Origin of the sequence: Thiocystis violacea (genome assembly GCF_016583575.1) — a bacterium.
GTDB lineage: Bacteria > Pseudomonadota > Gammaproteobacteria > Chromatiales > Chromatiaceae > Thiocystis > Thiocystis violacea.
The window spans coordinates 83204-96323 of record NZ_NRRG01000013.1 but is presented as its reverse complement, the minus strand read 5'-3'; the positions used below and the strand labels follow the sequence as shown (position 1 = coordinate 96323).

General features: G+C 63.9%; 13 protein-coding genes. 12 read left to right on the top strand and 1 reads right to left on the bottom strand.

The window, feature by feature from the left end:
• Nucleotides 1-234: 234 nt before the first annotated feature.
• From CKO27_RS09065 to CKO27_RS09050, 4 genes are all read left to right on the top strand, one after another.
• Nucleotides 235-1176, top strand: a complete 942-nt coding sequence (locus tag CKO27_RS09065; protein ID WP_200374557.1) for a transporter — start codon at nucleotides 235-237, stop codon at nucleotides 1174-1176.
• A 74-nt stretch (nucleotides 1177-1250) separates the two neighbouring features.
• Nucleotides 1251-2597: an alpha/beta hydrolase gene (locus CKO27_RS09060; RefSeq protein WP_200374556.1), complete on the top strand. Its 1347-nt coding sequence runs from the start codon at nucleotides 1251-1253 to the stop codon at nucleotides 2595-2597.
• Nucleotides 2598-2685: 88 nt separating this feature from the next.
• Nucleotides 2686-3492, top strand: coding sequence for a DUF3313 domain-containing protein (locus CKO27_RS09055; RefSeq protein WP_242470811.1), 807 nt, complete (start codon nucleotides 2686-2688; stop codon nucleotides 3490-3492).
• A 227-nt stretch (nucleotides 3493-3719) separates the two neighbouring features.
• The gene (locus CKO27_RS09050; RefSeq protein WP_200374554.1) at nucleotides 3720-4457 is read left to right on the top strand and encodes a putative metalloprotease CJM1_0395 family protein; all 738 of its coding nucleotides are present in this window, start codon (nucleotides 3720-3722) and stop codon (nucleotides 4455-4457) included.
• Nucleotides 4458-4511: 54 nt separating this feature from the next.
• Here the strand turns inward: CKO27_RS09050 and CKO27_RS09045 are convergent, their stop codons facing one another.
• Entirely contained in the window at nucleotides 4512-4715 is a 204-nt protein-coding gene (locus CKO27_RS09045) for a YjfB family protein (protein WP_200374553.1), read from the bottom strand.
• Nucleotides 4716-5108: 393 nt separating this feature from the next.
• On the opposite strand from CKO27_RS09045, the gene CKO27_RS09040 reads away from it, so the two are divergent.
• The 8 genes from CKO27_RS09040 (at nucleotide 5109) to CKO27_RS09005 (ending at nucleotide 13074) form a co-directional block, all read left to right on the top strand.
• Nucleotides 5109-5348 carry a hypothetical protein gene (locus CKO27_RS09040; RefSeq protein ID WP_200374552.1) on the top strand — a complete coding sequence of 80 codons (240 nt, stop codon included), beginning with the start codon at nucleotides 5109-5111 and terminating at the stop codon, nucleotides 5346-5348.
• 239 nt (nucleotides 5349-5587) lie between these two features.
• Entirely contained in the window at nucleotides 5588-5869 is a 282-nt protein-coding gene (locus CKO27_RS09035; protein ID WP_420825823.1) for a PilZ domain-containing protein, read from the top strand.
• A gap of 50 nt (nucleotides 5870-5919) precedes the next feature.
• On the top strand, nucleotides 5920-6897 hold the full coding sequence (locus tag CKO27_RS09030; protein WP_200374551.1) for a hypothetical protein: 978 nt from the start codon (nucleotides 5920-5922) through the stop codon (nucleotides 6895-6897).
• Nucleotides 6898-7046: 149 nt separating this feature from the next.
• Nucleotides 7047-8258, top strand: coding sequence for an HDOD domain-containing protein (locus CKO27_RS09025; protein WP_200374550.1), 1212 nt, complete (start codon nucleotides 7047-7049; stop codon nucleotides 8256-8258).
• A gap of 81 nt (nucleotides 8259-8339) precedes the next feature.
• Nucleotides 8340-9212, top strand: coding sequence for an HDOD domain-containing protein (locus CKO27_RS09020; protein WP_200374549.1), 873 nt, complete (start codon nucleotides 8340-8342; stop codon nucleotides 9210-9212).
• Between the two features lie 597 nt (nucleotides 9213-9809).
• Nucleotides 9810-10475 carry a phosphate signaling complex protein PhoU gene (gene phoU / locus CKO27_RS09015; protein ID WP_200374548.1) on the top strand — a complete coding sequence of 222 codons (666 nt, stop codon included), beginning with the start codon at nucleotides 9810-9812 and terminating at the stop codon, nucleotides 10473-10475.
• Nucleotides 10476-10611: 136 nt separating this feature from the next.
• On the top strand, nucleotides 10612-11718 hold the full coding sequence (nspC, locus tag CKO27_RS09010; RefSeq protein ID WP_200374547.1) for a carboxynorspermidine decarboxylase: 1107 nt from the start codon (nucleotides 10612-10614) through the stop codon (nucleotides 11716-11718).
• Between the two features lie 15 nt (nucleotides 11719-11733).
• Nucleotides 11734-13074 (top strand): saccharopine dehydrogenase family protein, encoded by a 1341-nt coding sequence (locus CKO27_RS09005; RefSeq protein WP_200374546.1) that lies wholly within the window; start codon nucleotides 11734-11736, stop codon nucleotides 13072-13074.
• Nucleotides 13075-13120: the final 46 nt, after the last annotated feature.

The window sequence follows — 13120 nt, the reverse complement described above, 5'->3', positions numbered from 1 at the left end:
CGGTTTCTGGCGCCGCTTCGGGCTGCATGCCATCGACACGGTCGGCCTGGTGCATGCCATGATCCTGCGCATCCAGGCCCTGCTGCTGCCAATCCAGACCCTGGTCCTGGGCGGGCATTGAGGCGGCGACTGCCCACGAACACCGGGAGACGATCGCGATGGAACCGTGCTCATTTTCAACCGCAGGGCGACCGACGAACGTCGGCGCCGACGCGGTTTAAGAGTGATCGATGCATGGACTGGTCTGGCCGACACATTCAGTCAAGACCCCGCCGGCTGGGTATCGCCGGCGGGAGCGTCCTGCTCTTGGGGATCAGCCCCGCGCCGGCCCAGGACATCGAGCCGCGCGCCTTCTCGAACGCGCCGGTCGGCGTGAATTTTCTGATCGCGGGTTACGCCTATACGCGCGGCGGTATCGCCTTCGATCCGGCGTTGCCGGTCAAGAACCCGCGGCTCGAAACCTCCAGCATGGTCCTCGCCTACGCCCGCGTGCTCGACGTCTGGGGCAAATCCGCGAAGTTCGATGCCATCGTTCCCCACGCCTGGCTCTCCGGATCGGCGGACTATCGCGACCAACCGCTGGAGCGCGTCGTCGATGGATTCGCCGATCCCAAGTTACGCTTCTCGGTGAATCTGTACGGGGCGCCCGCGCTCAGGCTCAAGGAATTCAAGGCGTACCGGCAGGACGTGATTGTCGGCGCGAGCCTGCAAGTGTCGGTGCCCTGGGGTCAATATGACGCGAGCCGGCTGATCAATATCGGCATGAGCCGCTGGAGCCTCAAACCGGAGTTCGGCGTCTCCAAGGCGATCGGCTCCTGGACACTCGAACTGAGCGCGGCGGCCACGCTGTTCACGGAGAACCGGGATTTTTACGGCGGCAACCGGCGGACGCAGGATCCGCTCTATTCCGCGCAGGCGCATCTGATTTATGGCTTCAGGTCGGGCCTTTGGGCCTCGCTCGACGCCACGCATTTCAGCGGTGGTCGCACCACGCTGAACGGTATCCAGAACGATGATCGGCAGGAAAACTGGCGCGTGGGCGGGACACTGGCGCTGCCCATCGACCCCCGTCATTCGATCAAGCTGTACGCGAGCAGCGGGGTGTCCGCGCTCACGGGAAACAACTATGATCTGATCGGAATCGCCTGGCAGTACCGATGGGGTGGCGGACTCTAGCGGGGCATCGTCCGCCCAGCCTGTCGCGACACACCGAGCCATGACTCTGACCCTAAACCCCAGGTATCCACATCATGCCGCGCCGACTCCTCGACACCGCCGCCATCCTGTTTGCCCTGGTTCTGCTCGGTGGCTGCGCCTCCGGCGGCCGCCCGCTGATGCCCACGCCCTTGCTTTACCAGCTCCCTGGCGGAAAAACGCTCTTCGACCCGTCCACGCAGGCACGAATGAATCCGGATGTGGACCTGCTCTACATCACCGACCGCGCCCAGGAGACGATGCCTGAGAGCACCTCGCTCTATGGCCAGGAACGGGCGCGCCACATCAGCTTCGGCACCGCCCAGGTGCGTCTGGTACCGACGCTCGATTGGGAGACGCTGCGCGCGCAGAGCCAGCTCGCCAAGCGTACCCAGGTCATCGATCTGGAGTTGGGCCAGGTGCGGGAGCTGGGGGTCTTTCCCGACGAGCCCTATCGATTGAATCGGATTGCGGATGGGGTGCTCCTGCGCGACCGGGCCGAGCTTGAACGCCATGCCGCGATCAAGGCGAACCTTCAGGGCGAGGTCCAGCGCCGACTCGCGGCGGCACCGAGGAAAGAAGTTCTGCTCTACGTACATGGGTTCAACGAGACCTTCGACACCGCCGCCTTCACCACGGCGGAGCTATGCCATTTTTTGGGCCGGGAGCACGTCTGCGCCTTCTTCACCTGGCCCGCTTCCACGACCGGCAACTTCCTGACCTCCTATACCACAACCACCGAGTCCGCGGATTACGCGGTCGAGCATCTCAAGCGGGCCATTCGCACCATCGCGGCGACCCCCGGACTGGAACGGCTGCAAATCCTGGCCCATAGTCGCGGCACCGCGCTCACCCTCAAGGCCGTGCGCGAGCTGGCGCTGGAGGCCATCGCCGCCGGCAAGGAGCCGGTGAATCTCTACCATATCGACAACCTGGTCCTGCTCTCCCCGGACATCGACGTGGATATTGCCGGTCAGCAGATCACGGGCCTGCTGTCGGATCCGGATCTGGTCACCGTGTGGCCGGAGGGACGACTGCCGCGCATCCTGAATGGGCGACTGACCATCTATGCCTCCCCGGATGACCGGGCGCTCCTGGTCTCGCGGATCCTCTTCCGCAGTCGCAACCGGGTGGGGCAACTGCGCCCCGAGGATATCTCCGAAAAGGCCCAACGTTACTTCGAAACGATCGGGCGGATCGACCTGATTTCCTACGAAGGCAAGCGCACCGATCTCTTCGGTCATTCCTACTTCACCACCAATTCCACGGTCAGCTCGGACCTGATCCAGTTGGTACGCTTCGGCAGACCGTTGGGAGCGCCGGGACGCGAGCTGATCAAGACCGGGCCGGTCACCTGGCGGTTTCCGGCCGATGGGCAGGCTGGAGGCCAGGCGCTGAAGTGAGCCGCGACCGGTTCATCCAGACGCGACCGGGCGCACGATTTGAACGACACCAGAAGACCCGACGATTTCAACTCCAAGAGCCATGACCATGACAGATCAGCATGCCAATACCACCCGTTTGCTTCGGGGCCTTGCCCTGGCCTCGGCCGTTCTCGTCGGCGGCTGCGCTTCGACGAACCCCGCGCTCTTTGGCAGCGGCGCGAGCGTGACCGCCAGTGATCCAACCCGTCTGACCCAGAGCGGATTCCTGACGAATTATGCGCGACTGGCGCCCGTGCCCTGGACCGAGGGCGTCCAGTGCTGGCGCCAGCCCGACCTCGATGCCAAGAAATTCGACAAGGTGCTGATCGCGCGCATGCGGGTGAGCCTCAAGCCCGGTCAGCAGCAGGGGATCGATCCGACCGATCTCAAGACGCTGACCGACTATTTCCACGACTCGATGACGAAGGCGCTCAAGCCGCGCATGCAGGTGGTCGAGAAACCGGGGCCGGGGGTGCTTGGGCTACGCATCGCGCTGACGAATCTCGTTCCGACCGATGTCACCCGAAGCGTGACCGGCACGGTGATCCCCTACGCCTTCGTGGCTGAAGCCGGTTCCGGCGTGGCCACGGGTCGACCCGCCGGATCCACGCCCTATCTTGGCGAGACCGGCATGGAAATGCAGCTCATCGACACGGCGAACGGGGCCATTCTCGCCGAGTGCCGCGATACCCAGATCGGACGCAAATACGCGGCGGACCTGGATTCGGGGGCCGCGGGCGCGGCCCAGACCTGGGCGAGCGGGTACGTCAACTCGTTCCAGAGCTGGTCCTATGCGAGAAACGCCTTCGACAAGTGGTCGGCACTGACCGCCGAGCGCCTGGCCGCGCTGCGTGGCGTGGCGCCGTCGCGGTAGTGGGCCAAGAGCGCCTGTCATGGCCGGCCGGGTCGATGCTGGGACATGGGTCACAAAGCCAGATCCTCGTCCGGTACTGGCTTGCGTTAGCCGCTAGACTTGTGCATGAGTCCAACCAGGATCCGTCGGCGATTGGACGGATTGGGCCGTTGTTGCTCGTGCACCTAAGCGGCTGGCCGCGGATGGCTGACCGCTCTCCATAGGGAGAAAGAAGCAAGGCTTTTCTCGTGGAAATTCATTCCGTCATCAGCACGACACCCCATCTCCAGATGCGCCGCCCGGACGTGTCGGGCGAGGCCGTGCCCACTTCGGCGCCCACGTCCGATCTCGATCCGGAGCGCGACGTCGAGGAACCGAGGGCCGTCGCCGAGACGGAAGCGGCCGAGGGTGATGGAGCCGCGACCGAGGGTGGAGGCGAGCAGGCGCTCTCGTCGGAAGAGCAAAACGTGATCGCCCAGTTGAAGGTGCGCGATGCCGAGGTGCGCGCCCATGAACAGGCGCATCTCGCGGCTGGCGGGGGACATATCACCAGCGGTCCGAGCTACAGCTATCAGCAGGGTCCGGACGGCAAGCGCTACGCGATTGGCGGCGAGGTCGGCATCGATACCTCAATGGACTCGGGCGACCCCGCCGGCAATCTTCAAAAGGCGCGCGCCATCATCCGGGCCGCCATGGCGCCGGCCAATCCCTCGGGGCAGGACCAGAGTGTCGCGGCCGCGGCCCAATCCATGGAGGCAGACGCGCAACAGGCGCTCCGGGAGGAGCGGGACGCAGTGAGTGAGGCGATGACGCAACAAAAGACGCCCGGCTCACGGGACGTCGAGCGGGAGGGCGCCGTCGAGGCGTCCTCCGGTCAGGTCGGCGCGGACGCCAGTGGGATTAATGGAGCGCGGGAACGTCTGGAAGAGCGGATCGCCGGTTTCTTCGCCGCTCCGATCGCGACTGGTCTGAGTCGATTCGCCTGAGTCGATTCGCCTGAGTCGATTCGCCTTGAGCGGCGATCCGTTCAGAAGCGAAGGTCAAGCCGTGACGTTGATGGTCTGACCCAGGTGATCCTGGAGCGATTGGGACGTCTCGGTGACGCTTCCAATCAGTTGTTCCGCTGTTTTGGCCTGGTTGTCCAGCGATTTGTTCAGCATGGCGATACCGACGTCGGTCGCGCTTTTGCTGCCGGACATGGCGCTGGCATAGCCGGCAACGGCCGATGTGGATGATACGTCCATCGAGTGACCTCGCGTTTCATCTGAAGGGTTGGCCTCGGAAATCTTGTCGTGCGCGCCCGTGGACAGGGGACTCGCCTATGTTTTTCCACGACACCCTTGGAATGCAAGTGGAACCGGAAGGAACTGGAGGCTGACCAGAACGTCCTTACCCATTCACAGCCTAGTACAGATCGCGCGTCCTCTATTGTGGACCAGGCCACGGTTTAAAAAAATCCTTCTCTCATCGAGTCTGTCTACCTCCGTTACGGTTCGAATTCAAGTTCTGGATGGCGAGGCCGTTACCCCGATATATCCTATCAGGAGATTTTGGCCATGCGGCTCAGCCGGGACATTTCAGTCACCCTTCCAAATTCAATGGCCGCGGGATCGCGGGGAGTGGATCCCGCCTGTCTCGTGAGTGGGTTCCTCCCGGCCTTCCGGCATCTGGAAACAGGCGAAATCCGGCTGTGCCGGCAGGAAGACGGAGGGCTTTCCCGTGGGCATCTCCTGGATTCCCTGCCCGACCATTGGATCCTGGAGCGTGACGCCAGGGGTCGGCCAACGATCCTGGTGACCGCCGTCGAGCCGGGATTCCTGCGTGGCATTGAATTCTGGAACCTGGAAAACTTGACGCATCCAGTGCTGGACGGATGACTGGCCGGCGGGATCGCGATGGGGGGCGCCTGGTTCACGAGCCTGGATGCGCGTCGCTGGAATCGCAAGGGCGCGCGGGAGTCCATCGACGGAGCACGGTTTTCGGTCAAGCGTCCATCCGCTGGCCGAGGGTCACGGCCAGGCCAGATAACCGAAAGCGTCGGTTGTCCGGGTTTTTTGGTTCAGTGCGTTTTTCGGTCAAGGTCAATGACGGAACGCGGCGGCGAATGATGAACCTAGTGAGCGACAGACGACTCCATCCGCGTCTTCCCTTCGAGGTCGAGGTCGAACTCTATCGGCCGGACTGTCCAACGTGCGTGGTGCGGACCGAGGATTTGAGCAATGGCGGCGTCTTGCTGCTGCTCGAGGCAACCGATCGGCCGGCGATCGGCACCCAGGTGCGGGTAAGGGTCTCGATTCCACTGGGCGGGGACGACGGCGCCCCCCTGGTCGATGCCACCGTGGTTCGCCACACCGACGATGGAGTCGCGATACGGTTCGACGAGACGCCGGCCTCCTGACGGGCGGGCTTGCGAAACCTGGTGCGTCGAGTTCAACGAGGTAACCAAAGATGTTCCTGACAGCCTCCTCCAGCCGAATGTCCCTGATGACCGCGACCCGGACCTCGGGTCAGTCGGACGAAGTCCGGGATCGCCATATCCGACGCCCGGACAGTCCCCCTCAATCGGTGCCGGAGAGTGCCGATACCCTGGATCTGGGGGCGGCAATCGCCATTGCGCTTGAAAATGATCTGGACTATCAGATCCTGCGCAAGACCTTCGCCCTGGATTCCGAGGAGGTCCAGGTCGGTGGGCAGGCGTCCGGATCCTCGGCGCGGCTCGATGCCTCCCAGGGCTTCGTGTCGGACGCGCTCGACCTCCAGCCGGATCCGGCCGTCATGGCGGCCGGGACATCCGATCTTCAGGTCTCCTGGACCCAGGTCTCGGCGAGTCGCCTCGAATTCTCCGCGCGTGGCACAGACGCGAGTATCGCGTTCACGGGCTTCCAGGGTCAGACGCTGGAGATGAGCCGGGGCGCGGCGCCGGTCCAGGTTGGCGACCCCCTGGTGCTCGATCTCGGTGGTGGCGGGATCGCGACGACGGGGATCGAGGCCGGGGTCATCTTCGATCTCAATGGCGATGGCCGGAGCGAGCGGATGAGCACGGTCAGCGGCGATAGCTGGTTTCTGGCGCTGGACTGGAACGACAACGGTCGCATCGACGATGGGCGTGAGTTGTTCGGCGATCAGAACGGCGCCGCCCATGGCTTCGCCGAGCTGGCACGCCACGACTCGAACGGCGACAACCGCATCGACGAGGGCGACGAGGTTTTCGCGCGCTTGCGGCTGGTTCAAGTCGGGGCCGAAGGCTCGCAAGTCAGCCAGTCGTTGGCCGAGGCCAATGTGACCGCGATCGAGCTGGGCCATCAGAATGTCCGCAAGGCGCTCGATCTCTACGATCAGGTGGCCCAGAGCGGGCGTTTCACCCGCGCCGATGGAACCCAGGGCGAGGCGGCGGATGTCCTGCTGGCGTATCGCGACCTCGCCTGATCCGATGGGCGGGATGGGGCCGCCGAGGCGATGTGTCGGCCTGGTCACATCCCCGACAAGGGGCGGTCGCATTGCCGCCAGAATGGGAATCGATGCTGCTAGACTAAGGCATGCGAGCGGCCCAATTCTCCTAAGGAATCCATTCATCCATGCAGCAGACATCGGACGCACTCTCCCTCCTGGCTGAAATCGAGCTGACACGGGATCTGGCCGAGGACACCCGAGCGACGCTCTCGGGGATCTGTCGGTTCGAGGAGATTCCGCCCAAGCGGCGGGTCAAGGCCGTCGATGTCCGGACCGACCGATCCTTCCTGGTCGATGGGCATGTGGTGCTTCTGGCCAATGGCTCCGGCGAGCGGCTACAGGCGTTTCAGGGACTCAGCGAGCCGATCGATCTCTTCGGCGAGGCCCCGGCGCCCGATGCCTGCCTGGTCACCGAAACCCCCTGCCTGCTCATGAAAATCCCGGCGGCCAAGCTGGGGGAGGCGCTCTCGGCCAGCCTGGAGGTGAGTGATATCGATCTCGACTCCACCGAGGGCGAATTCCTGGCCGAGCTCTATCACCTGATCACCAACAATCGGCTGGTGCTTCCGGCGCGGCCCGAGGTGGCCCTGAAGATCCAGGAAATCACCAACGATCCGGATGCCGGTCTGGATGCGCTGACCGAGATCATCCAGCGCGACGGCACCATCGCCGGTGCCTTGCTGCACGCCACCAACAGCCCGCTGTTCCGGGCCTCGAAGGAGATCAAGACGATTCGCGACGCCGTCGTGCGGCTGGGTTTTCGCAACACCCGGATGCTGGCGGTGAATCTGGCGCTGCGTCAGGCCTTCCTGGCCAAGCACGAGGTCACCCGAACCGCCATGGAGGCCGCCTGGGCGGAGAGCGTGCTCTGCTCCGCCTTCGGCTACATCATCTCGGACATCCGTAAATGTCTCAATCGTGAGCGGGCGCTGCTGGCTGGACTGGTGTCCGGGATCGGCGCCGTGCCCATCATCCAGTTCGTCGAGATGCGCGAGCCGAACCCCCAACTGCCGCTGGTTCAGTCGCTCGTCGACAAGCTTTCGGGCATTACCGGCGTCCTGGTGATCAACTACTGGGGCCTGGGCGACGATCTCGTATCGGTGGCGGAGCATTTCGGCGACTGGGGTTATCAAGCGCCGGCGCCCGACTATACGAGCATCGCCATGCTGGCCCGTTGGGCCGCCCTGCAAAGCGAGGGCCGTGAAACGCCGAATGCCGCCGAGGTTCCGGCGTTCAAGACCCTTGGGCTGATGCCGCCACCGCCCGGTGAGCCAATCGCGGAGCTGGCGGAGAGCGGCGAGGTGCTGGAGTCCCTGAAGTCCATGTTCAATTTGTGACGCTGGCCGATGCCCGTGCGTGCGCGGGCCGACGGCCACATCGGTCATCCGTAACCTTTCCTGGCTTGGGAGCACTGTCGCGTGTCCTTACCGACCATCGAGACTCTGGTGAAAAGGACCGGTCGCCTGCTGGCGATTCCTCGGGTGGTGGGCGAGGTACTTCGGCTGCTGGATAACTCCAACAGCCGTCAAATCGATATCGCCAAGCTCCTGGAGCAGGATCCGGCGCTGGTGGCCATTCTGCTGCGCCTGGCCAACAGTCCGGCCTTCGCCCCGGCCCGCACCGTGGACTCGGTCGAGCGCGCCGTGATGCTGCTGGGTCGGGAGCATCTGCGGCGGCTGGTGATCGCCGGCGCGGTCACGCAGGCGTCGGAGCGTCTGCCAACCCAGGAGATGCTTCCCCTGGAGGTCTTCTGGCGTCATTCCTCCTACTGCGCGGTGATCGCGCGACTGCTCGCCGAGCGGATCTCGCCGGATCTGGCCGGCATGGTCTTTCTGGGCGGACTGCTGCACGATCTGGGTCAACTGATTCTCTTCACCCAGGAGCCCGAGGCCGCTCACCAAGCCTTTCTCCGGTCTTTGGGCGAGCCCGAGACCTTCTCCCCGCAGGACGCCGAGCGCGCCGAGCTGGGGTTCGATCACGCTCAGTTGGGTGGCGCCCTGGCGGACCATTGGGGTCTGCCGGACAGCCTCGCCGCTTGTCTGCGTTACCACCATGACCCGCTCGAGGCGCCCGAGGAGCGTCAACTGGGGGTCGCTCTGGTCCATGTCGCCAACACCGGCGCCCATCTCGCCGAACTCGACTCCAGGGATCTCCACGACGCCCCACCGGTGGAGCCACAAGTCCTGGTCCGTTTTGGCATCCAGCCCGAATTCCTGCTCGAACTGGTCGAGAAGGCCCAGTATCAGGTGCTCGCGGTGGAGGCTTTGAGAAACCCCAGGTTGGCGGAATAAGGCGACTTCCGAGACGCTTCGTACCCACGATTCGCCCGATCCTGTTTCAGGGTTTTCCGAGTGTGACCAAAAAGTGATGCGTACCGGCCGGTTTTCAGGTCGCTACGACCTCGGCCTGAACGTCGAGAGCTTCCGCGATCTTTTCGACAGGGTAGCGCCCCAATCGATAGGATTTCGTGGGAGTGGCTTTTAGCCGCGATGAGCGCCGACGCGAGGTTTTTCGCGGCTGCAAGCCGCTCCCACGGGTGTGCTCGTTTATCGTCATCCTACGAATCGAGGCACGACCTCGACGGGCACCGCGATGAGCTGATCTATTTCCACGCCTCGACCCAGTACCTCCCTGACAACAATCGTCATCCGAGCCGCGTCCTCTGGGACAAGGGCGTCTGGCACGCCCTACACGAGTGGGACGGCCGCGCCCACCAGGGCCATCAGCGGCGGCGGATGGCGCCTCTTTATCTCCGACGACGCCATGGCCAGGCCGAGCCGGTCGTGGCCTTCCGTCACACAACCGTCAAATCGCATCGGTAAAGTGGGCGGGAAAACCGCCCGTGCCCCATCGGCCGGGTCCATCGAACATCCCCAAGGCAGACATCCATGACCCAGAGTCATTCCCTGGTCGAGAAGAAACGCGACGCCCTGCGGCAGGGCCTCGTCGCCATGGCCGAGCTGGTCAAGACGGCCCTGAATGGCTCGCTCGACGCCCTGCGCCGACAGGATCTCGACCTGGCGCGTACCATCGTCGCCGCCGACGCCGCCATCAACCAGGAGCGCCGCGCCCTGGAGCAGGAGGCGCTGGTGGTCCTGGCCGCGCATCAACCGGCCGGGCCGGATCTGCGTCTGATCGGCGCCTCGCTCGACATCATCACGGAGATGGAGCGCATCGCCGACCACGCGGCGGACGTGGCGCGTATCCTCCTGCGCGCCGAGGGGCGGTCACTGCCGGAAGACCCGGTGGCACGCATCGTCGCCATGGGCGAACTCGCCGCCACCATGTTCGCCGAGGTGATGGATATCTACGATCAGGGAGCGGACGCGGCGCTCGCCCGCTCCGCCGTGGCTAGCGAGGCGTCGGTCGACCGTCAGGAACAGCAGGCCGTCGAGGTAATCACCGCCTGGCTCTGCCAGCATCCGGGGGCATCGCTTGTCGGCATCGAACTGGTCTGGATCGCCCACCACTACGAGCGCGTCGCCGACCGCGCCACCAATATCGCCGAGCGGCTGGTGTTCGTCGCGACGGGTGAGACGCCCGATCTCAATTGACCAGCCAGATTTGGCAAGCGCCGCAACCAGGCCCGCGCGCCCCAAAGACATGGCCCGAGCCTGCAAGGATGACCGCCGGCCGCGCGGTTTCGGCTAAAATGCGCGGCTCGATCCCAGACGAGTGCCGAACGATTTCATGAAAGACCTGCCGACGCCCTATTACCTGATCGATGAGACCAGGCTGCAACAGAACCTTGAGATCATCCAGCAGGTGCGCGAGCGCTCGGGCGCCAAATCGGTCCTCGCGCTCAAGTGCTTCTCCACCTGGTGCGTCTTCGATCTGATGCGCCAGTACCTGGACGGGACCACCAGCAGCTCGCTGTTCGAGGCTCGTCTGGGGCACGAGGAGTTCGGCAAGGAGGTCCACGCCTATAGCGTTGGATTCTCCAGGGACGACGTCCGGGCGGTGCGTGAATTCGCGGACAAGATCATTTTCAATTCGCTCTCCCAGTTGAATCTGCATTACCAGGACGTGAGTGGCGCAAACCTCGGGCTGCGCGTCAATCCGGGGATCAGCCATTCGCATTTCGATCTCGCCGATCCCGCGCGCCGCTATTCGCGCCTGGGTGTCACCGACAGGGGCGCGCTCGCGGAGGCGTCCTCCCGGCTCAAGGGGCTCATGTTCCACTTCAATTGCGAGAACGATGACGTCGAGAGCTTCGTCCGCTCGCTCAACTTCATCGGACGCGACTACGGAGATCTGCTCCGCAGGATGGAATGGGTGAGCCTCGGCGGCGGTCTTTCCTTCACCAAGCCCGGATATCCGCTGGAGCCCTTCTGCGCGGCCTTGCGCGATTTTGCCCGTGAATTCGACATCCAGGTCTATCTTGAGCCCGGCGAGGCCGCCGTCACCCAGAGCACGGAATTGGTGACGACCGTGATCGACCTGGTTCATAACGAGGTCGACATCGCCATCATCGACGCCTCGCTTGAGGCGCATATGCTCGACCACCTGGTCTATCGGACCACCCCCGCGATCGCCTCGCCTGGGGCCGGTGAGCATCCGGTGATGATCGCGGGGCGCACCTGTCTGGCGGGTGACGTCTTTGGCGAATTCCGACTGGCGGAGCCTTTGGAGATCGGCCGCGAGGTCCGCATCGCCGATGCCGGCGGCTACACCATGGTCAAGACCAACTGGTTCAATGGTGTCGCCATGCCATCGATCGTCGTCCGCCGCCTGAACGGAACAACCGAGATCATCCGTTCCTTCGGATACGAAGATTTCAAACGCAGTCTTTCCTGAGTGAGAAGAGAGATCATGAAGAAAAACCTACTCATCATCGGCGCCGGAGGCGTGGCACACGTGGCCGCCCACAAGGCCGCCATGCACAATGACCTGTTGGGCGATATCTGCATCGCCTCGCGCACCCAGTCCAAGTGCGATGACATCATCGAGAGCATCAAGCGCAAGGGACACATCAAGGATCCGTCCCAGAGGCTCTATTCGCGTCAGATCGATGCGCTGGACATTCCGGCGACCGTCAAGCTCATCCAGGAGACCCATTCCGAAATCGTCGTCAACCTGGGGCAAGCCTTCCTGAACATGTCGATCCTGGAAGCCTGTCTCGAAGCGGGCGTCGCCTATATCGATACCGCCATTCACGAGGATCCGGACAAGGTCTGTGAGACCCCGCCCTGGTATGCCAACTACGAATGGAAACGCAAGGACCGTTGCGCCGAAAAAGGCGTGACGGCCATCCTGGGCGCGGGATTCGATCCTGGTGTCGTCAATGCCTATTGCGCGCTGGCGGCCAAGCGCTATTTCGACAAGATCGAGACCATCGACATCCTCGACGTCAATGCTGGCAGTCACGGCAAATACTTCGCGACCAATTTCGATCCCGAGATCAATTTCCGCGAGTTCGTCAAGGTCTGGACCTGGATCGACCGGGAGTGGAAGGAATACCCCACGCATTCCGTCAAGCGCACCTATGATTTCCCGGTCGTCGGACCCTGCCCGGTCTATCTGAATGGGCACGACGAGTTGCATTCGCTGTCCAAGAACATCGACGCCGACAGCATCCGTTTCTGGATGGGCTTTGGCGATCATTACATCAACGTCTTCACCGTCCTGCGCACGCTTGGCTTCCTCAACCACCTGCCGGTCAAGCTCGCCGACGGTCAGGAGGTCGTGCCGCTCAAGGTCGTCAAGGCCCTGCTGCCCGATCCCATGACGCTGGCGCCCGGCTACACCGGCAACACCTGCATCGGCAACATCGTCAAGGGCTGGAAGGACGGGAAGCGCCGGGAGGTCTTCATCTACCAGGTGTCCGACCACCACGCCTGCTACGAAGAGGTGGAATCGCAGGGCATCAGCTACACGGCGGGGGTGCCTCCGGTCGCGGCGGCCATGCTGGTCGCTGACGGCACCTGGGATACTGGGACCATGGTCAATGTCGAGGAACTGGATCCGGAACCCTTCATCGCGATCCTCGACCGGATCGGGCTGCCGACCGAGGTCAAGGAGATCGAGCCCGGCCGCGACGCGACCTTCGACGGCACGGTGCGCGACCTGGAGCAGGAACTGGCCGAGTCGACGGCGACCGTCACTGTCTCCGCCGCCAATCCCATGATCGCCGTCGCGCCCAAACCGCGCTGATCCTTGCCGGCGGCCCCGCGCGGGCCGCCCTTCGGACGGCTCGCGA